The following is a 22,094-nucleotide window of genomic DNA, read 5'->3' as shown; positions in this document are numbered from 1 at the left end:
TCGTCGCGTTGTCGCGCGGGCGCGAAGCTCAGATGCGCGGTCGCGCGGCGCTGCGTCCCGTCGGACCGCCATCCGAAAGCTGCTCGGCGGCGAATGCGGCTTTCTCGATATCGACCATGGCGGCAAACCCCTCGCGATAGCCGGGATAGAGGAGTTCGACGCCGAGTTCGCTTTTGATCCGGTCGTTGCGAATACGCCGGCTGTCGCTGAACAGCTGGATCAGCCGTGGCGAGAGCTCGCCGAGCGCACGCAAGGGTGGCGGTTCGACGCCCATCAGCGCACAGGCGTGCTCGACCACGGCACGATTTTCGGCGGGCGTATCGTCAGCGACATTATAGATGCGGCCCGGTTTGGCGCGCGCGATCGACGCGCGCAGCACCCGCACAAAATCATCGACATGGATGCGGCAGGTGAAGTTTCCCGGCGTATCGGCGCGGATCAGCTCGCCGCGCGGCGCACCATAGAGCTGGCTGCGGCCGGGGCCATAGATGAAAGCGCTGCGAAAAACATGCACCGGCACGCCGCGCGCGCCGTGAAGTGCGAGCCACGCGCGTTCGGCGACGACCTTGGCGCCGCCGCCCTCGAGCGGGGCCGCCACCGGAAAATCTTCATCGACCCACGCGCCGTCGGCGCGGCCATAGACCCCCGTTGCGGAAATCATGCCCGCCCATTCCAGCGCGCCGATCGCCGCAATATCGGCGCCGTGATGGCGAACGACGGGATCATACATGTCCGCCTCGCTCGCGCCCGCGCGCCCTGCGGCATAGACGGTGGAAAGCAGATGCGTCGTGCCCGCAAGCACGGTGGCCGCATCGGCCATCGGCTGCTCGCCGTCGAAGAGGAAGGCATCGATGCCCTCGGCCGCGAGTGCGTCCCGCCGCTCCGCCGACCGGCACGTCCCGGCGACCGCCCAGCCTTCCGCCTTGAGCGCACGGGCCAGCCGCAGCCCGACATAGCCGAGCCCGAAGACAAAGATTTTCACGATGCGGCGGCCTTTCGGAAGCGCAGCACATAGCGGCTTGTGTTGCCCTCGATCGCCTCGTCGTGAATGCCGATGTCGAGCGGATCTTCCGCATTTTCGAGCACGCCTGTTTCGGCTTCGAAGGCAAGACCCGATGCGACGACTTCCGCAATCACGGCCGCCTTCTCGACCCGGTGCAAGGCCTTCGCCTGATCGAAGCCGCTGCCCGCGGGCGCATGATGATCGACGATGCCGAGGATCCCCCCGGGCTTGAGCGCGGCAAGGATCGCGGCGTTCATCCGCGCGCGATCGACCCCCGTCCAGACCGTGTCATGATAGGTGTTGCAGATCAGGATTGCATCGAGCGCCTCGGGGAATGCGAGTGCGTCGCACGGCGCGACGGGTGCCTCGATATTGTCGAGCGCGGATTTGACAATCCGCGTGCGCAGCGGATTGCCGTTGCGCCGCGCGACGGCACCTGGCGTATTATGGGCATAGACCATGCCCTGGGGGCCGACGACCTCGCACAGGAGTCCGGTGTGATAGCCGGTTCCCGCCATCAGCTCCGCGACGCGCGCGCCGGGCAGGATACCGAAGAAGCTGAGGACCTCCGCGGGCTTGCGCCGCGCGTCGCGGCGGCGATCGGCGCCGAGCCGCCGCTCGCTGGCCACCGCCGCCGCGATATGGTCGGCGACAGCATGTGCCGGCCGCGGACGGCGTGAGCCCTCGCTGCGTTCGATTTGGGCCAATGCCTCCTCGAGACCGGGCAGCATCAGCTGTTCGATACGCGCAAATGCTTCGCGCTCGGACCCGCAGCGTTCGGTGGCCGCCTGCGCGTTGCTCCACGCGTCGGCGGGGCCATAGCGTTCGAGCAGCGGGGGCAAGGAGTGCATCGGACGGCTGCTGATCTGCGTCGGCGCATCGAGAAACGCCGCGACGGCGCCGGCGAACGCCGCAAGCCCCGCCGCACCGTCCTGCACAAGACCGTCAGCTGCGGCGCGGAGATCCCGAAGCTCGCGTTCGCGGGCAGCGAGCCGCTCCTCAAGCTCGGTCAGAAACGCATGATCCTCTTCGCAGGATGCGGGCAGCGTCGCGCGCAATTGCTCCACAAGCGACAGGTCCTGCGCGACCATCCGCCGGTTGGCGATTTCGAGTTGATCGACGCAGGCACCGACAAAGGCGATCATCGCCGGCCAGTCGGGCGAAGGGCTCGCCAGCGCGGCGAGCAGATAGCGGCGGGCCCGAACCATACGGCGGCGCTCCTCCGCGATATCGGTGCGCTGTTCGGTCTGGAAAGCGGCATCTGCGGTCATGGCTGATCATGCTCCTGAAAGGGCTGGAAGAAAGAGATGCGCCAGGTCATCCGGGCGCAGAAGAAGCCGTGCGGGCGCGGGTCGTCGGCACGGCTTTGTGGACCCAGTTGCGCCCGTCGCTCCGCCTTGCCGCCGAAGGGATGACAAAAATACTGCGGCTCGCCTCGCGCCGCACCCGATCCGAATCGATCGCCCAGCCCTTCGCCTCGACGTCACGGCAGATCGCGCGAAAAGCCGCTTCAAGCTGGTCGGCCTCGGTCAGCAACTCGGCGCCGGCCGCCTGCGGAGGCAGCCGCGGGCGAACGGTGCTGACGACCGCAATGTCTTCGGCAATCGCCTGATGGCGGCCGGCAAGGCGTTCGGCGTCATAGGCCTCGGCCATCATGTGATCGCGCGCCTGTATGCTGAAGGTGCGACTGTTAAATTCGTCGATCGGCGTGGTGTGCGAAAGCGTCACCTGCCGGAGCCCGTCGGCGCGCTGGATTGCGATGCGGTGGGTGATGCCGGTGAAGCAGAAATCGAGCGAGGCCTGCGTCTTGCCGCGCGTCTCCGGCGTGATAGCGCGCATCGTCCCGCTCTTCTGCGCACGATCGGGGGGCGTGCGTTCGCGCGTCGTCCCCGCCCCCCAGGGCGTGCGCCGCACGGGGACAATCTGGATCGTCGCGTCGCGCCGGCTGCCAAAAGCGCTGTGGACGAAGCTCGGGTGGGCGCCGTCGATCGAATTTTCCTCCGATCGCGCCCAGTTGACCGGGGCCTCATAGGTCAGCGGCAGCTTGCGCCACTGATCATCGTCGTAAAATTCGGGAAACCAGCCGTCGTCGAGAAAGGGCGGACGCTCCTCTTCGGGGGCGTCACCGAGAAACACCCATATCCATCCGAATTTCTCGCGAACAGGATAGGCATCGACGCGCGCCCGCTTCGGCGGAATGACAGCGGCACCAAGCGCGGGAATTTTAACGCATCGGCCAGCCCCGTTGAAGGTCCAGCCATGATAGGGACATGCGATGTGGCCGGCATCGATCCGGCCCGCGGCCAGCGATGCCCCGCGATGGCAGCAGACCGCGCTGAGGCAACGGATATCGCCGTCCTGATCGCGGAAGAGGATGAAGTCACATCCCAGCATCCGGACCGGGAACGGCGCGTCGCCCGCCAGGTCGGAAACGGCGCAGGCGACATACCAGTTGTTGATGAACATACAGCCTCTCCCCCGCCCGGGCCGGCCCCGCGCACGCAGCGCCGCCCTGCCACCCCACTCATTCCGGATATCCGGCTTGCGCGTGAAGCGTCCGGTCGGCGTCCCGCCCCATGCGGAAACGCCCCGGAAAGCCTATTCGGCGGCCTCGGCGATCGTCGCGGGTGCTCTCGTCACCGGCACGCTCTTGTGCACCCAGTTTTTCGGGCTGGTGCGACGGGCGGGCGACGGGATCACATAGACCTGGCGATCATATTCGCGTTCGACAATGTCGCTGTCGATCTCATATCCCTTGCCGGTCTCGCGCGCGATAATCTCGCGGAATGCTTTCTCGAGCAGATCGGCCTCGGTGAGCAGTTCGGAGCCGGACGTACGCGGCTGCCGCCGCGGGCGGATGGTCTGGACCACCGACACATCCTCCTTGATCGCCTGATCGAGGCCGATGCGCCGTTCGGCGTCCATCTCGTCGGTCAGCTCATAATTGCGTGTCTGGATCATGAAGGTGCGCGTCGAATCGGCATCGACCGGCGTCCGGTGGGCGAGCGTGCAGATGGTCAGCCCGTCGGCGCGCTCGATATGGATGCGATGGGTCAGGCCCGCCCAGGTGAACGACGTCGTAGCCCGCGACTTGCCGCGATTTTCGCTGTCGAGCTCGGCCATGCGCCCACGCTTTTGATAGCGCTCGGGCGCCGTGCGTTCACGGCAGGTGCTCGCGGTCCACGCATCGGGCTTGTTTACGGGTACGATCTGCACGGTTGGATCGCGGCGGCTGCCGAAGGAGGCGTGAACGAAGCTCGGGTGCGCACCATCGATCGAATTTTCTTCGGCACGCGCCCAGTTGATCGGCGCGACATAGTCGACCGAAATCGGACGCCAGTTCTCGGTGTCGTAAAATTCGGGAAACCAATCGTCGCCGGGGATCGGCGGGCGTTCTTCCTCGGGCGCATCGCCAAGGAAGGTCCAGATCCAGCCGAAACGCTCTTCGACAGGATAGACATCGACGCGCGCGCGCGTCGGCGGCGTGATGTCGCCAAGCGCCGGAATCTTCATGCACTGCCCGCTCTTGTTGAACTGCCAACCATGATAGGGGCAGGCAATGCGGCCATTGTCATGCACTTTGCCCTTGGACAGCGCCGCGCCGCGATGGACGCAGACGTCGCTCATGCACACGACTTTGCCGTCCTCGTCGCGGTAGAGAACAAAGTCGGCGCCGAGCATGCGGACATGATGCGGCTCGCCCGGTTTTACGTCGTCGACGCCGCAAGCCACGTACCAGTTGTTGATGAACATCGGACAGCTCCTATCATTGATCGATTGATGGACAGAATGCGCAGATGCCGTCGCGATCGCCATTCCCGGTATAATAATTATCAGTTCCCCGCCGCACGTTTTCGCGCCCGCGCCAAGGGACAAAGTGCTTTGGCGCGTATGCTGTATTGGTGGCGCGTCGTTGCGTTGCGAAGATAGCCTCACCCCTGTGATCATATTAACATGACGACATGATAATCATATTGTGATCGCTGATCAAGCGTCTTCGAAGCGGTCCTTCTCTGACCCCGCCAGACAGCGAATTTCCCGGCATGCCATCCGTTGACAATGGCATTTCATATGTCATATTCACATAACAACATGCTGACACCCTCTTTCTTGCGTGCAAGCTGGATGCAAGATTCGGATCGACGCGACAGGCTTTAAAAAATCTCTGATTTCGAGGGGGAGTTATATGATTCTGGGTTTGCGGAATAATTTGCGCGGCATCGCCTTCGTCGCCGTATTGACCGGATCGGCATTGCTCGTCACCGGCTGTCAGTCGTCGGTTGAAGAGACCGGCACGACATTGCGGCGCGCGACCTCAAGCGAACCGCGCTCACTCGATCCCCAGATGGTGACCGGCAACACCACCGCACTGATCAACGATATGTTCGAAGGTCTGTTGTCGGTCGATGCCGCGGGCGAAGTCCGGCCCGGCCTCGCCGCGCATCACGAGGTCTCGCCCGACGGCCTGACCTATACTTTCCATCTGCGCGATGGCCTCAAATGGTCGGACGGCACCCCCATCAGCGTCGAAGATGTGCTTTATACCTATCGCCGCTCGGTTGATCCGAAGGTCGCCGCACGCGGCGGGCGCGCGCTGTTCCGCGTCGTCAATTTCCGCAATGTCATCAGCGGCAGAAGCCCGCTCGAAGCGCTGGGTGTGAGCGCGCCCGATAACAAGACCATTGTCATCAAGATCGAAAAGCCGGCGCCCTATCTCCCGGAACTGATCGCGAGCAGCACACTGGCGATCGTGCCGAAGCATATTATCGAGAAGCATGGCGCGAAATGGACCGCGCCGGGCACGATCGCAACGAGCGGCGCCTATACGCTGAAGCAGGTTCTCCCGAACACCTCGGTCACGCTCGTCAAGAACCCCAATTACTGGGATGCGGCGCAGGTCAAGATCAACGAGGTGGTCTATTTCGGCATCGAGAAGCCCGCCACCGCGCTGACCCGCTACCGCGCCAAGGAGCTCGATATCGTCTTCAACGTTCCGCAGAACCAGATGGCCGAGATCAAGGCCAACTACGCCAAGGAGTTGCACAGCGAGCCCGGTATCGGGGTCTTTTATGTCCTGCTCAACAACCAGAAAGCTCCGACCAACGATGTCCGCATCCGCGAGGCGCTGTCGCTCGCGGTCGACCGGGACCGGATCGCTTCCTCGATCCTGCAGGGCGAAGGCGCCGCCGCAAAGGGAATCGTCCCGCATTCGATACCCGGCTATACGCCGCCGCCGCTGTCTTATGAGACCCTGTCGATGGCGCAGCGCAAGGAACGCGCGGTCAAGCTGCTGGCCGAAAGCGGCTATGGCAAAGCCCGCCCCCTGTCCCTGACCTACAAATTCGGCGGGGTTGAAATCAACCGCCAGATTGCCGTCGCGCTCAAGAGTATGTGGGGCGAAATCGGCGTCAATGTGACGCTGGAGAATGTCGGCGCCACCGGGGTGATCCGCGACGCCGGCCTCGGCGACTATCAGGCGATGCGCTACAATTATTACGCGCCATTTTCCGATCCTGTGGCCATGCTGCAATTGCTTCAGACCGGAGCGGTCATGAACTATTCGCGCTATTCGAATCCGAAGGTCGATGCCGCGCTCGAAAATGCGGACACGACGCGCGATACCGCTAGTCGTCTGGCGCAACTCGCGAAGGTCGAGGAAACCGCGATGAACGATTTCCCGGTCATCCCGATCTTTTACCCGACCCGCTATTATCTCGTGAGCCAGAAAGTGAACGGCTGGGCCAACAACATCAATGGCGAACATCCCACGCGATACATGTCGCTGAAGAAATAAGGGCGGCGCCCTTCCAGACAGGGGGTGTGACGGCAGCCATGTCGTCAGGGGCGCATCGCGCCGCGCCGGAACGGCCACCCTCGACATCGGGCATAGCGCGTTTCGGGCCGCCGTGAATGCGGCAGCGCCACATCAGCTCGGGATATGACGGGCGATGCCGCCGCACAGGATAAGGGGCATGACCACATGCGAATGGCTGCAATCCGCGCTTTGTTCGCAAACCGGAACTATGCGATTTACACGTCGGGGAATTTTCTTTCCCTGATCGGCACCTGGATCCAGGCGATCGCCTTCGGATGGCTGGTCTGGCAGATGACCAAATCGCCCTTCTGGGTCGGCGTGGTAAGCACCGTCGGCGTCATTCCGACGCTCTTGTCCGGATTGATCGGCGGAATCCTCGCCGACCGGATGGACCGGCTGCGCCTCATAGCCCTGACCCAGGCCGTCAGCTTCCTGCTGACCTTCGGTTTCTTCATTCTCTATGAAATGGATGCGCTCAATATCTGGCTGATCATCCTGTTCAAGGTGGTGCTGTCAGCCGTGATCGCGGCCTCCCATCCCGCACGCATGGCTTTGATCCCGGCGCTCGTCGGGCCCGAGCGCGTGGCGCCCGCCATCTCGTTCGGATCGATGACCTTCAACCTCGCGCGCATGATCGGCCCCGCGATTGCGGGATTCATCATCGTGCATGGCGGCCTCGGCCTCGCCTTTCTTTTCAACGCGCTTTCCTATCTCGGCATGAGCATTGCGATTGCCTGCCTCAGGCTCGAACAGCGTCCGTCGGGATCGGCCCACCATCACGGCCGGCGCTCCGGTCTGTGGCGCGAACTCCATTCCAGCGCCGGTTATGTCCGCGAACACCCCGGCCTCCAGACATTGTTCATACTGGCCCTGATTACCTTCATCAGCGTGCAGCCGATTTCCGATTTCCTTCCCGCGATCGTTTCGACCATTTTCGAGCGGGGGGTCGAAGGCGTCGCAATCCTGACGTCCTCGCTCGCGGCCGGCAGCTTTGCCGGCGCATTATGGACAGCCGGGCGCGACGTGAAGGGACTGACCGTGTCTTCGCTGCTGGCCTGTGGCGGCTATGCCCTGTGTATCGCTGCTTTCCTGTTGAGCAGCCACTTCTGGATTGGCTGCGGCTTGCTCGCCATCGCGGGTTTTTTCACGGTCGCATTCACCACGGCGGTTCAGACATTGATACAGGTCAGTGTCTCGGACGATGTCCGCGGACGCGTCCTCAGCCTGTGGTTTATCCTGTCGAGAACCGGTCCCGATATCGGCGCATTTGTCATAGGCCTTTCAGCCACTTTTGTTGGCCTGCAAAGCAGCTTTGTCGTTGGAGCCGCGATTTGCCTCGGCGCAAGCCTGTGGGCCTGGCGAAGGCGCGCACTACTAGCGCCGACGCTCGAAGCCTTCGCGCTCGCGCCACACCCCAAACGTCCAGGCTGACCTTCGCCCGAGCCCGGTGTTGCCGATCGATCGCCCGACCATGTTCGAAAGTCGCCGTTCCATGGCAATCATATCGACAATGCTACCAAGCTGCCGCGAACGCGATACCGAGGGCGATCGCAGAAGACTATCTTGCGGACGCGCCGATTTGGCAGAATTGGCCGGTAGGAGACTGGCAGCTTTGGGCGCCAAACAAAGAGAGCGGACGTTCCGGTCAGTCCAGAGCGCTTGCTCTCTAGATAACGGCTTTATTGTGAAAGCTTTCGGCGAACGAAGCCAAGCGTGCCCATGACACTGGCGAGCTGCATTTCATGCTCGCCCTCGGCCATGGTGCGCCCGAGAATGTCGAGCACTGTGGCAGCGGCGCGGCGGACGGCATCAACCAGCGTCACGTCGCGGGCGACACTGGCGGTCAGAAGACCGGTAAAAAGATCGCCCGTCCCGACCGGCACCATCGGCAGACGCGGCGACGACAGCCGGGTGCAGCTCCTGTCCTCGAAGATGATATTCTCCAGCAAGCCGGCTGGCGTGTCGGCAAGCTTGCAACCCGTCACGACCACATGTGCACCGCGCCGCGCCTGAATTGCCACAACGGCCGCCTCCAGCTCGCGCCAGATAGACGGCTGGCTGCCCGCGATCAACCCGACTTCGAACTGGTTCGGGGTCAGCAGATCGGCGAGCGGAACCAGTTCTTCGCGCAGGCATTCAACGACCTGATCGGCCACGAAGACCCCGAGATGGGCGTCTCCCATGACGGGATCGCAAATATAGGTGATACCGGGGTTTATCTGTCTCGCCCGTTTGACGAAAGCCGCCACAACCTCGCCATTCGCGCGAGAGCCGAGATAGCCGGAAACGATATAGCGGCTCGTCTCGATGAGTCCGCGTTCCTCGACCCCGCGCAGCAGATCGCCGACAAGCTCGGACTCCAGCACCCGGCCGCGCATGGTCTCGAAACCCGGATGGTTGGAAAGCAGCGTCGTCGGTACCGCCGCAACGTTCAGTCCATGCGCCTGCATCGGCAGAACCGCGGCGCTGTTGCCAACATGCCCGTGCACGACCTGGCTTTGGATTGAGATGACGGAGGTCGTCATAGGCATGGTCCGGGATTTCATTTTGAAACTCCTTCGCTGATGGTCGGGGAGGTGCGCACGCGGCGCGGGAGACAGCCGTTCAGAACAAGCGAGGCGATGAGGCCGATCATCAGGCCCCAGAATGCTCCGCCGATACCGAACAGCTTGATGTTCGCGGCGGACGCGAGAAAGGTGATCAGCGCCGCCTCGCGGGACGCCGGATCGGCCATCGCTGCCGCAAGACTCCCGCCGATCGTACCGAGGAGCGCGAGACCGGCCAGCGTGGTAATGAAGGTCGCAGGAAACGCCATGAAGACGGCGGCCAGCGTCACGCCGAACACCCCGACCAGAATATAGAAGCAGCCCGCGGCGATGCCTGCGATCCAGCGCTTCGACGGATCTTCATGCGCCTCCTCGCCCGTCGCGATCGCTGCCGTAATGGCCGCGATGTTGAAAGCATGGGAGCCGAAGGGGGCCATGACGAGCGAACCGAGGCCCGTCACCGTGACGACGGGATTGGCGCTCGTCCGGAACCCGTCGTTCCGCAGCACGAGCATCCCCGGCATATATTGACCGGTCAGCGTGATCAGGAACAGCGGCAGTGCGACGGAGAGCAGCGCGTTCAGCGAGAAAACCGGCATGGTAAAAACCGGCGCGGCGAATTCCAGCGTCAACCCCGACAGGTCGACACGACCTTGCGTCAGCAGAAAGGCGAGCCCGATCAGAAGGATGCCGACGACCGCGTAACGGGCCGAGAAGCGCTTCAGCGCGAGATAGGCGACGATCAGCAAACCGGCCAGCAACGGATCGGCACTCGCGCCGCCGAAGGCCCCGATACCGAACTGGAGCAGGATGCCGGCAAGCAGGCCCGAGGCGATGCCGGGCGGGATCAGGCGGATGACTCTCTCGAAACAGCCCGACATGCCGAGTGCGATAAATGCGGCTGCCGAGATCATATAGGCACCGACCGCTTCAGCATAAGGCGTCGTCGCCAGCGCGGTAACGAGAAACGCCGCCGCCGGGGTGGACCAGGCCGTGATGATCGGCTCACGATAGCGCCAGCTGAGGAACAGTCCCGTCAGCCCCACGCCGATGGAAACCGACCAGACCCACGATGCCGTGAGATCGGGGCTCAGGCCCGCGACCTTCGCTGCCTGAAAAACCAGGATGAAGGTGCCGCCATAATTGACAATGACGGAAATCAGGCCGGCCACGACAGGATGCACGATATCGCTGAAACGAAGGGGAGTTGAACCGGGTACCATGGTGGTGACGACCTCCTGAATTTTTTGTCGCGGGGGCGATGAGTCATCTTGACAATTAGCCGGTCAATGGCCGGATATACCCATCCACTTTTTTAAAGAGGTTCAGACCATTTGTTCAGGCATTCCCAACTGGAATCCGTAAAGGCATGGATTGTCCGCCCCGCGCACGCGGCAATGCCGCTTCATGCGCGAATTCAGCGGGCTATCCGGCAACTGATCGTCGACGGCGCGCTCGGTCCGGGCAAACCCCTGCCCGCCTCGCGCGCGCTTGCCAGATCGCTGGAGGTGTCGCGCGACACGGTCGAAGCCGCTTATGCCCAGCTGCATGCCGAGGGCTTCATCAACCGGCGCGTCGGCAGCGGCAGCTTCGTGGCTGAAATGACCGAGTTCGCATCAAACCGTCATATTTCTCAGCGAGACGCGCTGCTGCGCAACCAGGCGCCAAATCTCGGCAAGCGCGGAGGTGCCATGTTCCGCAGCGGCGGAGTTCGAGAGATGCTGTCGCCAAGGCCCTTTGCCCACGGCATACCCGAAACCCGAAGCTTTCCCCTCCAGCTCTGGGAACGTCTGGAACGACAGGTCCGCAAAGAGGTTGGAGCACAAACCCTGCTCCACGGCGATCCGCAGGGGACCGCGCCGCTTCGCCGCGCCATCGCCGACTATGTGAATCTCGAACGCGGCGCGCGCGCCACTGCCGATCGCATATTGGTGCTGACCAGTTCGCAACAGGCCTTGTGGCTGTGCGCGAATATGCTGCTCGATCCCGGCGACCGGATATTTGTGGAAGATCCCGCCTATTATGGCGCACGCAAGGCCTTCGATGCGGCGGGGCTGGAATGCGTCCCCGTCCAGGTGGATCGACAGGGCATCGTTGTGGATCGGATCATCACCGAGCCGCGCCGCGCGAAAGCGGTCTTCCTGACGCCCTCACACCAGTTTCCGACCGGCGTCACGCTGACGCTGGATCGCCGCATGGCGCTGATCGAATGGGCCATGCGGCATCAGGCGTGGATTATCGAAGACGATTATGACAGCGAGTTTCACTATGCCGGCAAGCCGACAGCCTGCGTGCAAGGTCTCGATCCGTATGATCGCACCATCTACATCGGAACTTTCACCAAATCGCTCTTTCCCGGACTGCGGATTGGCTATGTCGTGCTGCCGCCCCAGCTCGTAAAGCCCATGACCGTCGCGCGGACCCTGCTCGATGGCCATTCCGCTCCCATGGCGCAACTCACGCTGGCCCGCTTTATGGAGGGCGGACATTTCGGCGCCCATGTTCGCACCATGCGCGGTGTCTATGCCCAGCGGCTCGGCGTGCTGGCCGGTCTCATCAACAAGCATCTGTCGGATTTCGTCCAGCCTCGCATTCCCCCCGGCGGGCTGCAAATGCCCTGCGTGCTGACCTGCGACCTGCAGGAGCGCACGGCTGTCGACGCGGCACGCCGTGTCGGGATCGAGCTTATGGGCCTCTCGGCGCTCCACGCCGCCGGCGACGGCAAAGCCGGCTTCCTGATGGGCTTCGCTGCCTACACCCCGCTCGAAATCGAGGTTGCGGTCAAGAAACTCGGCAATGCATTGCGAGCGGTGGCGAAGCCATAGATTGGCCCGGACACGAGTATCGGCGCAACGACTACGCCGCAGCGAATGGCCGCTTTGCGAGGGTCTGCTTTTGGATCTAAACCTAAGATAGCGGACATCGGGCGCACTTCTACGTCGACGGCCTCGCATCGAGACAATGAGCGCGGGCAGATTGCTCGCCCTTACAATCGCCAGTCGCCGCCCCATATGCAGGATATGTCACTGGACCAGGTCGCGTCGCAACGCAGCAGGCCATCTGTCGGGCATTGTCTCCTATCGATCAAAATGACTTTGGTTGGGTTTTCCGGGACAGGAAAATGGTCGTGATTCCGGTGAGCTGACAGCCCGGATCGGCGATCCGAAAGGCTTGCCTTCATGATCGGCTATTTCATCCTCCTTCACCGCTTTCCCGAACAGTTCAAACGAATGTTCCGCGCCATTTACGAGCCCGGAAACAGCTATGTCATCCATGTCGACAAGGGGTCGGGGCCCGAGTTTTCCGCCGATATCGCGGCCTTTCTGAAACCCTTCCAAGGGGTGGCGATTATCGAATCGAAGAAAGCGCTGTGGGGCGGGTACAGTCTGGTCGATGCCGAACTGCGCGGAATGAAGCAGCTGCTGGAAATGAACCACAGCTGGACCCATTATATCAACCTCAGTGGACAAGATTTTCCGCTGAAGTCACAGGGCTATATCCGCGACTTCCTGCGCGCCAATCCGCGTCGCCAATATATTCGCGCACTCGACCAGCGGGAACTACGGCCGGATACGATGAACCGTGTCAGCCATATGTTCGTCGAAGCGATGGGCCGGATATTTCGCACGCGCGTGCCGCGCGCGTTTCTGAAAGACGCAACCCCCTATATCGGAACGCAGTGGAAAGCGGTGACGCGCAGCTTTTGTCATTTCGCGGTCCATCACCCCGGCGCCGAGCGTTTCAAGACATTCTATCGCCGCAGCTTCATCCCCGACGAAGCATTTTTCCAGACGCTGATGATGAACAGCCCCGCAGAGGGCGAGGTGATGAACGACGATCTGCGCACGATAGACTGGGTGCCTGACGGCGACATCAAGCTGCGCCCGCGCACCTTTGTTACCGCCGATGCGCTGCGCCTGACGCTGAGCCCGGACCTCTTCGCGCGCAAATTCGACGCCGAGGAAGACGCAGGCATCTTCGACCTGCTCGAGGCGCATCTGAAGACGCCAGCGGGGAGCATCTATCTGGGGGATTCAGCGACACCTCCGCCAAAGCCCGCGCTCGAAGACGCCTGACCGATCAGGAGCGGCGGCACTGAATCGGACATATTCCGCTGTCACCGACGCCAGGGGCGATCTTGGCCGGTAGCGGACAGGCAGCTTTCGCGCGCATCCCTGACAGAGCGGACATTCCACCGCAGATCCTCTCGGTGCATACGAGAGGGTCTGCCGCGAGAGGCAATGTTCGATCGCGGCCTTCTTTGCTTTTCCCAAGCCGCAGACAGCCCAAAATGGACTCGACTAACCGCGTTTCGCACCAGATAATTTGTCCAGACCGCTTGGGCAGCGACAGGCCGCAGAGGGCGGCCCTATTCCCCCTTTCCCGCCGCGAAATCATGCACGAACAGCCCCGGCTTGCGGCTGTCGAACACCGCCTGAAGATCGCATTTCCTGCTCTTCTGCTGCTTGCAATCCAGCTGAGCCGCCTGCTTCGCCCGCTGGGCCGAGGTTTCCGCTATTCCGGATTCGCTGCTGTCCATTCGAACAGCCTGGATGAACCCGTTGCCACTCCAGGTATTGATTTCGCATTTGCGCGACGTCGCATCGCTGCACGCCTTGATCGCCGCCGCAGACGCAGCCTCGTAGCTGCGATGGCCGCTCGCGATATAGAGCTTGTTATTATATCCGCTGCTCTTGTTGCCGACGACCCATGCCGAGACTACATAATATTTGCGCGCCTCGGCGCCGGGATTGCGGCTATCGGTGCTCGACCGGATCGTCGCGAACACTTCGCAGGGCAAAAGCTGCTTCGCCGAACATTCGGCCATCGCCTGCTGGCGTTGGGCGGCGTCGCCGCCCATCCACATATTGTGGAAATCGCCGTGTCTGTCGCGAAGGATCTTCATCGACGAATTCCACCATTTTCCGCCCGTCGTACAACCGCCGCCCATCACCCGGTTGCACATCTCTATCGAATTGGCTTCGGCGTCATTATACGCACCCGAATAATTGCCATCGACCCAGATGTCGGCGGCATCGGGGTGTCGTGCGATCGCCACGTGGCTTTCGCTGCCCGACGAACTGGGCGCCGGGGAGCTGCCCCCGGAATAGTCGGATATCGGAATGCAAGGCTGAGCCCCGCCCGGGCCGCCCGGATTGTAGGTCGTTCCTGCCGGGCAGCTTTGGGCGTCCGCCGGCGCTGTGCCGACGAGGCCGGTCAAAAATGCCGCCGTGCAGATTGCCGTCGCAAGCGCGATCTTCTTCATGCTGTCATTCCTTTTTGACTGTAAATCGGCCGGGGGCCTGAGCCCCGGACTGGAGCGGGGTCATTGTCCTCTTTTGCGGATCAATTGCTGCGTGACCGCCTTGTCCTCTTCGATGATCTGGCCCGCCATCGCGCGGGTGAGCGTGATGATGTCCTGGATATGTTTGAGGCTTCTTTGGGTTTCCTGTTCGAGTTCTTCGGGCGTGCGCGTTTCATTGTGCGGCGGGCGCGTGCCGTCGGGCCATATGGCTTTCCACGTCAGGTCATTGACGCCCTCGATCGAGAACTGGCCGAGGTAGAGCAGGCCGCGTTCCATATTGTCGACCTGGCGATAGGCAGCACGCTGCTCTTCGGTCTTCAGCCCCATTTCGCAGCCGAACTCGAGGAGCTGGCGCTCGACCGCATCCTTGGGCGCGCGCGCGGGCTGGTCCGGCGCCCGTTCCAACGGTCCGCCGCGCGGCGAGATCTGGATCAGCTTTTCCTCGATCGTTTTGCCGACGCAGTCGACGATGACATTCGAGGTGATCCAGTCGGGGCTCTTTTCATTTTCAAGGATCGCCAGCGTCTCAAGCTTGAAAACCCCGCCGAAAAACCCGGGTTGACTGATATAGTCCTCATCGACCGCGACGACGAGCCGCGCCGGCTTCTCACCGCCCATGAATACCAGCCACCATTCGTCGGCCTTGGCCGGAGTTGTCGTCAGGGCTGCGACCGCCGCGGCGAATAATCCCAATTTTCTTGTTTGCACGGAAACTTTCTCCTTTCTACGATTGCCGCGGCCCGCACATGCGAGACTTCCTCAGCGGACAAAACTTTGTAAAACCCTGAGACCTGCCGGCCCGCGACCACATCATTCGTAGCGGAGCGCATCGACGATGCGCCCGCGCGCCGCCGCCATGATCTGCGCCGAACTGACGAGGACAGCGACGAGGACCGTCGAACCCGCCACCCCGGCCAGCAGCCACACCGGCAGATCGGTCCGCGCCGCGAACTGTTCGAGCCAGTGGCGCATGATCGCGTAGCCGGCACCGAGACCCACGGCGCATGCTACGAGGACGGGCAACAGGAACTGCCAGAGCAGCAGGCGGACGATCTCGCCCGGCGATGCCCCCATCGCGCGGCGAATGCCGATCTCTTTGCGGCGGCGGTCGGCGGAAAAAGCCGACAGCGCGAACAGTCCCATCGCGGCGATAACAAGTGCGACGAGCGCGCAGGCGCCGATTACGCGCCCCTGCACGATCGTCGTGCGGTACCGGTCCGCCTCGATCTGCGACAGCAGTCGCGCCTCGAGCGGCCCGCCGTCGCCCATCGCCTGCCACAGCCGGTCGAGCCGCGCGCGCACGTCGGGAAGCGCCGCGGGGGCCGTTTCGACCGCGAGCACGCCCCATTCGGGCGCCCCGGCGCTGTAGATCAGTTCGCCCGCAGGCTCGAGCACGCTCGCCGACGCATCGCGGACCACCCCGATGACCGTATAGGGCGTCGCCGGCGGATTGGGGCCGACCTGCAGCGAAATGCCCAGCGGCTGGCCGATCGCCGCCTGCGGCGAAGCGAAACCGAAATGGCGCGCGGCGGTCTGGTTGATGACGACCTCGCTCCGGCTGGCGCTGCCGTCGCGCGCAGGCGCGAAGACCCGGCCGGCGAGCGGATCGAGCCCGGCAAGCGCAAAGAAATGCGGGTCGACCTCGACGAAGCCCGGGGTGAAGCGTTGCCCTTCGCGGTTGATCGCGGTGACCGCGCCGTGCGGCGCGAGGTTGAAGGCGCCGCCGGCCGAACAGCTTGCACCGCGCACGCCGGGCAACTCGCGCGCCGCCTGCGCCAGCCCCGAACGGCATTGCGCAGTGACCGTCAGCACCGGCCCGCGTCCGGCGCCCAGCGCGCGATCGATCGCGAAATCGGTCTGCCGGTATACCGTGATCGCGGCGACGAGCAGTCCCGTCAGCGTCGCGAACTGGACAATCACCATCGTCCGCCCGATCCACGCGGGCGCCGACAGGCCGGTCGCGCCGCCGCCGAGCGCCGCCGTCGGCCGGAGCGACGACAGGATGAAGGCCGGATAGAGCCCCGACACCACCCCGATCACGAGCCACACGGCCAGAAGCGGCAGAAGCAGTCCCGGCTCGCGCGTCAGGTCGAAGGCAAGCGACAGGCCGAGCACCCCGTTCACCGCGGGCAGCGCCAGCTCGACGATTCCCATGCCAAGGATCAGCGCGACAAGCGTGACGAGCAGGCTTTCGCCGAGGAACTGGGCGATCAGCTGCCCCCGCCCTGCCCCGCAAGCCTTGCGCACCGCGACCTCGACGCCGCGCCTTCCGGCGCGCGCGGTCATCAACGCGACATAGCTTGTCGACGCCATAAGGAGGATCAGCGCCCCGACCGCGCCGATCGCCACGACAACGGCCGGGTCGACGCTCGGCTTGCCGTGCGGACTGTCGTCGGGCGGCCCGAAGTGGATGTCGGCAATCGGCAGCGCATAGCCTCCGACCTTCGTGCCGCTGGCGGCCGCCATCGCCTGGAACGGGCGAATGACATCGTCGAGCACGGGCTGGAGGTCGGCGGCGCGCGTCCCCGGCTTGCCGCGAACATAAGTCAGAATGGGCAGGTTGATCGTCGGCACCGGGCTGGCATCGGCGCGCGCGAGCGGCGACGCCGCGCCCAGACCCGAAGCGACGAACTGCAAGTCGAGGTGCGTCCGGGCGGGCAGATCGGCGAAGGTCGCGGTTACACGCAACGGCCGGACCGCACCGTCAGCGCCGACGATCTCGATCGTCGCACCGCGCGGCGCCGCGCCGCCGAACAGCTTTCGCGCGCTGCTTTGCGACACCGCCACCGTGTCGGGCTCGGCGAGCGCCTCGTCCAGCGGGCCGCTGACGGACACGAGCGGCAGGACCTTGAAAATCGCGGGGTCGGCCCAGACGAACCCTTGCGCGCGGATCGGCGGCGTATCGGAGCGCACGCGGACGACCGGATTATCCTGATAGATGCGGGCAATCGCCTCGATCCGGTCGCTCCGGCTGGCCAGCGCCTTCGCGAGGATCGACGGCGTCACCGCCGACACGCGTTCGGGCTGCCCCGGCTGGGCGACGGTGCCGGTCATCCGGAAAACACGCTCATATCCCGGAATGAAGTTTTCATAGGCGTGCTGCTGCCGCACGAACAGCCCGATCACGATCGCGGCGGCGAGCGCCAGCGCCAGCCCCGCGAGCGTCACGACCGCATAGAGTCTGCCGCGTGCAAGCTGGCCGCGGGTAGAGGAAAAGACGCTGGGCAGCACGGTCAGGCACCCAGCTGCGTCTGGCTGACGACCCGGCCGTCGAGCAGCTGGATCTTGCGATCGGCGCGGTCGGCCTGCGAAAGCGAGTGCGTCACCATCACGACGCTCGTCCCCTGTCCGACCGCCTGCTGAAGCAGGTCCATCACCGCCTCGCCGTTGGCGGTGTCGAGATTGCCCGTCGGTTCGTCGGCGAGGATCAGGCGCGGGTCGGACACGAGCGCGCGCGCGACCGCCACGCGCTGCTGCTGACCGCCCGACAGCTGTTTGGGCAGGTGGCGGGCACGATGCGGCATGCCGACCCGGTCGAGCGCCAGCGCGACGCGTTCACGCCGTTCGCGCACGCCCGTACCGCGATAGAGCAGCCCCAGCTCGACATTCTGCGCCACGGTCAGTTCGTCGACCAGGTTGAAGCTCTGGAACACGAAACCGATCGCGGCGCGGCGCAGACGGGTCAGCTCGCGCTCGCTCGCGCGGCTCACATCCTCGCCGAGCAATTCGATGCGCCCGCCGTCGGGGCGATCGAGCAGACCGAGGATGTTGAGCAACGTCGACTTGCCGCAGCCCGAAGGCCCCATGATGGCGACGAACTCGCCTTCGCCGACGGCCAGCGACACATCGCTCAGCGCATGCGTGCGCACCTCGCTGGTCTCGTAATTTTTCGAGATGGTCTCTACGCGCAGCATGATTGTCTCCTATCGAAGGTTGATGCGCCGATACGCGTCCCAGCCATCATAGCTGGACGTGATCACGCGGTCGCCGGGCGCCAGCCCCGCCAGAATTTCGACCTGTTCGGCGTTGCGCCGGCCGGTCCGGATCGACCGGCGCTCGGCATGAGCGCCGCCGCGCGCCAGCACGAAGACCCAGCGGCCGCCCGACGCCTCGAGAAAGGCGCCGGCGGGAAGCAGCAGCGCCGGACGATCGGCGCCAAGCGACAGGCGGCCGCGAACGGCCTCGCCAGCGACAAGCCCCGACGGCTCGCCGCGTACGAAATCGAGGTCGACCCGGAACGATCCACCGGTCACCTGCGGATAGATGCGCGACACTGCCAGTTCGGCGCGGCGCCCGTCGACCTCGGCGCGCTGCCCGACGTGCACGCGCCCCAGATAATATTCGTCGACGCGCGCGGACACGCGAAAGCCCGTATCGAGCGCCAGCTCGCCCAGCCGGTCGCCGCGGTTACGATTCTCGCCAAGCTTGACGTCGAACGCCGACAGGCGCCCCGCCGCGGGCGCCCGCACGGTCAGATCGCCGAGTTTTGCGCGCGTAACCGCGAGGCTCCTGCCCAGCGTCGCAAGCTGCGTTTCGATCTGCGGCGCCTGCAGCGCACTCAGCCTGCTCTGCCGCCGCTCGCGCGCTTCCTGGATCGCCTGCCGGTCGGCGACAGCGCGCTGCTCGTCTTTCAGGCTGTCGATCGTCTTTGCCGGCACGAACCCCCGCGCCGCGAGTGGAAGGCTGCGGCGAAGATCGCGGTCGACGCGTGTGCGGTCGTAACGGGTCGACGCCAGCGCTTGCGCATTGTCGCTGCGGTCCTGTTCGAGTTGTTGCTGATACGCCTGAAGCTGGGTGATCGATTCGATCAGCCGTGCTTCCTGCGAGAGGATATCGAGCTCAAGCGTCGTGTTCGTGAACTCGACCAGCGGCTGGCCTTCCGCAACATGGTCGCCCGACCGGACGAACAGGCGGCGCACCCGTCCGCCCTCGGCGGCGTCGAGATAGATGATGTCGCGCGGTTCGATCTGCCCCTGCAGGCTCGTCATGTCGCGAAACAGGCCGCGCTCGGCGCGCGCGACGGCGACCTCACCCGCCGGCACCGACAGCGACGGCGTCGCGAACTGGCGCACGCCGATCACAAGGGCCAGCGCGGCGACCATCAGCCCAGACGCCAGCCCGGCTCCGCAGCGATGACGCCGCAGCCAGTTTTGCCGCAAGGGTTCGTCCATGGGGTCACAAGCTCCTCATGCCTCCAGTATCGCTTGACCAGGCAAAAACAGGAAATTCAACATTCTCAAACACTTGACTCGAACACTCCGCGTCTTTCGACCGGACCAGTGTCCGGGATCGGACAGCGCCATCGCGCGATTCGCCGGCCAGCCCCCGCAAGCGCCTGCTTTTGCTCAGGTTCCCTGCGCACGCGGGCTCCGGTAAGATCGCGCGATGGACAGCCCCCGAATCCTGTTGATCGAAGACGATCAGGCGATCGCGCAGGCGATCGGCCTCGCGCTCCGCGGCGTCGCCGAGGTCGAGCATGTGCCCGGACCCGATGCGCTTCCCGATCCGATGCCGCTCGGCGATTATGCCGCGATCCTGCTCGACATGAACTTCCGCCCCGACCAGCGCGACGGCCGCGCCGGGCTCGGCGCGATCGACCAGCTGCGCATCGCCGATCCCACGCTGGCGATCGTCGTGCTCACGGTGTTCGGCGGCGTCGCGATCGCGGTCGAGGCGCTCAAGCGCGGCGCGTGCGATTTCCTGCTCAAACCCTGGCGCAACGACCGGCTCGTCGCCGCCATCGGCGCGGCGATCGAGCTGACCGCGCGCCAGCGCGCCGGCGCGGCGATGAGCCTCGAGACGATCGAGCGCCACGCGATCGAGCGCGCGATCGAACGCGCCGACGGCAATATCAGCCGCGCCGCAGCGGCGCTCGGCATCACCCGGCCCGCCCTCTACCGACGCATCGAGAAACATGGGCTCTAGCGGCGAACGCGGCGGCAAGCGCCACTGGTCGTTCGCTGCCGGGCTCGCTGCGCGCGGGCTCGCCGCGGGCTGTTTCACGGCAGGCAGCGCTGCGCTGCTCCTCTCGGGCAGACCCGCGCTCGCGCTGATCGCCGGCGGAGTCGCAATCACCGCACTGTTCGCGCTCGTTCGCGCCGCGCGCCAGGCCGAGCGGACGATGCGCGAACTCGCCGATCAACTCGCGATCGCGGTCGACGACCGGCCGTCAGCCCTGCCCTCGGCTTTCGCCGATCTCGACGCCGCGATCGTCCGCGCGGTCGATGCGATGCGGCAGCGCGAGGCCCGGCACCGCACACAGGCGCATAGCGACGACGCCCTGCTCGACACCGTCCCCGCCGCACTGTTCCTGACCGACGCTGCGGGCGCCCTGCTACGCACCAATCGCGCCGCGCGCGCGCTCGCGCCCGCCGCCCCCGCGCGCTTCGCCGATCATCCCGCCTTCGCCGCCACCGACGCCGCCGCGCTGCTCGCCAGCCGCCCCGAAGCAGGGCGTCTGCTGCGCCTTGCCGACGGCCGCAGCGCGCACGCCTCGGTCGGGCTCTTCGACATCGCCGACGGATCGCAGCGTCGGCTGATCGCGGTGCAGACCGTCGCCGAAAAGCTCGGAGCGGTCGAAACGGACGCCTGGCACCGGCTGAGCCGCGTTCTCGCGCATGAAATGATGAATTCGCTGAGCCCTGTGATCTCGCTCGCCGAAAGCCTCGCCGCGCTCGATCCCACCGCCCCCGTCGATCGCACGCAGGCCGCCGCGGCCGCCGCCACGATCGCGCGGCGCGCGCAGCATCTGATAGGCTTCGTCGAACGCTATCGCCAATGCCTCGCTACCCCCCAGCCGCGCCCCGAGCCCGTCGACCTTGCGGCCTTCGGCGCCGACATGGTCGCGCTCGCGCGGGGGTTCGACCCGCGCGCCGCGCTGCGGATCGACGCCGCCGCGCCCGGCGCCGTCGTCGCGATCGACCGCGAGCTCGTCGAACAGGCGCTGCTCAACTTGCTCAAGAACGCCATTGAAGCCGCCGCGGATCGGCCGCAACCCGTGGTAACCCTCGGCTGGAACATCGCCGGCGACATGCTGTGCTTTACCGTCGAGGATAACGGCCCCGGCCTTCCCCCCGACGCCGAAGACATCTTCCTCCCCTTCTACACAACCAAGGCCGACGGCGGCGGGATCGGGCTCACCATCGCGCGCCAGATCGCGATCTCGCACGGCGGTGCGCTGACCGCCGAACCACTACCAGCCGGGACGAAGCTGTCGATGCAACTGCGGATGTGATGCGAACGGAATGACCGATTCCAGATCAACGGCTTTCGGGCATCAATTCCGGATAGCTGGCATTTAACGGCCGCTTTTGGTGGAAAGACATCACAAACAGAATGGCTGCAATGAGGCGCATTGCTGCCGAGCTGCTCTTCCGCTCAAACTGGCCGATGCTTGTCGGTCAGCTTTTGGAGGCAGAACCACGA

General features: G+C 64.6%; 17 protein-coding genes. 6 read left to right on the top strand and 11 right to left on the bottom strand.

Annotated elements, in window-relative coordinates; translation table 11 throughout:
• Positions 1-28 precede the first annotated feature (28 nt).
• From AC1RRJ_RS00210 to AC1RRJ_RS00195, 4 genes are all read right to left on the bottom strand, one after another.
• Positions 29-982 carry an SDR family oxidoreductase gene (locus AC1RRJ_RS00210; protein WP_493119684.1) on the bottom strand — a complete coding sequence of 318 codons (954 nt, stop codon included), beginning with the start codon at positions 980-982 and terminating at the stop codon, positions 29-31.
• Positions 979-2,274, bottom strand: coding sequence for a hypothetical protein (locus AC1RRJ_RS00205; protein WP_493119682.1), 1,296 nt, complete (start codon positions 2,272-2,274; stop codon positions 979-981). Before AC1RRJ_RS00205 ends, AC1RRJ_RS00210 begins: the two co-directional genes overlap by 4 nt.
• A 46-nt stretch (positions 2,275-2,320) precedes the next feature.
• Positions 2,321-3,469 carry a Rieske 2Fe-2S domain-containing protein gene (locus AC1RRJ_RS00200; protein WP_493119680.1) on the bottom strand — a complete coding sequence of 383 codons (1,149 nt, stop codon included), beginning with the start codon at positions 3,467-3,469 and terminating at the stop codon, positions 2,321-2,323.
• Positions 3,470-3,601: 132 nt separating this feature from the next.
• A complete protein-coding gene (locus AC1RRJ_RS00195) occupies positions 3,602-4,756 on the bottom strand; it encodes an aromatic ring-hydroxylating dioxygenase subunit alpha (RefSeq protein WP_493119678.1) in 1,155 nt (384 codons plus the stop codon).
• Between the two features lie 433 nt (positions 4,757-5,189).
• Between AC1RRJ_RS00195 and AC1RRJ_RS00190 the strand changes: the two genes are divergently transcribed.
• Positions 5,190-6,797, top strand: a complete 1,608-nt coding sequence (locus AC1RRJ_RS00190) for a peptide ABC transporter substrate-binding protein (RefSeq protein ID WP_493119676.1) — start codon at positions 5,190-5,192, stop codon at positions 6,795-6,797.
• A 186-nt stretch (positions 6,798-6,983) separates the two neighbouring features.
• Positions 6,984-8,249 carry an MFS transporter gene (locus AC1RRJ_RS00185; protein WP_493119674.1) on the top strand — a complete coding sequence of 422 codons (1,266 nt, stop codon included), beginning with the start codon at positions 6,984-6,986 and terminating at the stop codon, positions 8,247-8,249.
• Between the two features lie 248 nt (positions 8,250-8,497).
• Here AC1RRJ_RS00185 and pdxY read toward each other — a convergent pair whose 3' ends face one another.
• Both pdxY and AC1RRJ_RS00175 read right to left on the bottom strand, forming a co-directional pair.
• On the bottom strand, positions 8,498-9,343 hold the full coding sequence (gene pdxY, locus AC1RRJ_RS00180) for a pyridoxal kinase (protein WP_493119672.1): 846 nt from the start codon (positions 9,341-9,343) through the stop codon (positions 8,498-8,500).
• Between the two features lie 17 nt (positions 9,344-9,360).
• A complete protein-coding gene (locus AC1RRJ_RS00175) occupies positions 9,361-10,587 on the bottom strand; it encodes a benzoate/H(+) symporter BenE family transporter (RefSeq protein WP_493119670.1) in 1,227 nt (408 codons plus the stop codon).
• 174 nt (positions 10,588-10,761) lie between these two features.
• On the opposite strand from AC1RRJ_RS00175, the gene pdxR reads away from it, so the two are divergent.
• Together pdxR and AC1RRJ_RS00165 are read left to right on the top strand one after the other, a co-directional pair.
• The gene (gene pdxR / locus AC1RRJ_RS00170; RefSeq protein ID WP_493119667.1) at positions 10,762-12,189 is read left to right on the top strand and encodes a MocR-like pyridoxine biosynthesis transcription factor PdxR; all 1,428 of its coding nucleotides are present in this window, start codon (positions 10,762-10,764) and stop codon (positions 12,187-12,189) included.
• Between the two features lie 354 nt (positions 12,190-12,543).
• Entirely contained in the window at positions 12,544-13,440 is an 897-nt protein-coding gene (locus AC1RRJ_RS00165) for a beta-1,6-N-acetylglucosaminyltransferase (protein ID WP_493119666.1), read from the top strand.
• 293 nt (positions 13,441-13,733) lie between these two features.
• On the opposite strand, the gene AC1RRJ_RS00160 is transcribed toward AC1RRJ_RS00165, so the two are convergent.
• The 5 genes from AC1RRJ_RS00160 to AC1RRJ_RS00140 all read right to left on the bottom strand — a co-directional run bounded on the left by AC1RRJ_RS00160 (position 13,734) and on the right by AC1RRJ_RS00140 (position 19,840).
• Complete coding sequence (locus AC1RRJ_RS00160) at positions 13,734-14,630, bottom strand: DUF4189 domain-containing protein (protein ID WP_493119665.1); 897 nt, start codon at positions 14,628-14,630, stop codon at positions 13,734-13,736.
• 60 nt (positions 14,631-14,690) lie between these two features.
• Complete coding sequence (locus tag AC1RRJ_RS00155) at positions 14,691-15,377, bottom strand: hypothetical protein (protein WP_493119664.1); 687 nt, start codon at positions 15,375-15,377, stop codon at positions 14,691-14,693.
• Positions 15,378-15,479: 102 nt separating this feature from the next.
• Entirely contained in the window at positions 15,480-17,900 is a 2,421-nt protein-coding gene (locus AC1RRJ_RS00150) for an ABC transporter permease (protein WP_493119662.1), read from the bottom strand.
• Positions 17,901-17,902: 2 nt separating this feature from the next.
• On the bottom strand, positions 17,903-18,583 hold the full coding sequence (locus tag AC1RRJ_RS00145) for an ABC transporter ATP-binding protein (protein WP_493119661.1): 681 nt from the start codon (positions 18,581-18,583) through the stop codon (positions 17,903-17,905).
• Between the two features lie 9 nt (positions 18,584-18,592).
• The gene (locus AC1RRJ_RS00140; RefSeq protein ID WP_493119660.1) at positions 18,593-19,840 is read right to left on the bottom strand and encodes an efflux RND transporter periplasmic adaptor subunit; all 1,248 of its coding nucleotides are present in this window, start codon (positions 19,838-19,840) and stop codon (positions 18,593-18,595) included.
• 214 nt (positions 19,841-20,054) lie between these two features.
• Here AC1RRJ_RS00140 and AC1RRJ_RS00135 point away from each other — a divergent pair, with 214 nt between their 5' ends.
• Together AC1RRJ_RS00135 and AC1RRJ_RS00130 are read left to right on the top strand one after the other, a co-directional pair.
• Entirely contained in the window at positions 20,055-20,594 is a 540-nt protein-coding gene (locus tag AC1RRJ_RS00135; RefSeq protein WP_493119659.1) for a response regulator transcription factor, read from the top strand.
• Positions 20,584-21,903, top strand: a complete 1,320-nt coding sequence (locus tag AC1RRJ_RS00130; RefSeq protein ID WP_493119658.1) for a sensor histidine kinase — start codon at positions 20,584-20,586, stop codon at positions 21,901-21,903. Before AC1RRJ_RS00135 ends, AC1RRJ_RS00130 begins: the two co-directional genes overlap by 11 nt.
• Positions 21,904-22,094: the final 191 nt, after the last annotated feature.

It is taken from the genome of Sphingopyxis sp. GW821-FHT12C06 (assembly GCF_058807415.1).
The sequence above is the reverse complement of the archived record's forward strand: the minus strand, read 5'-3'. Positions and strand labels throughout refer to the sequence as shown.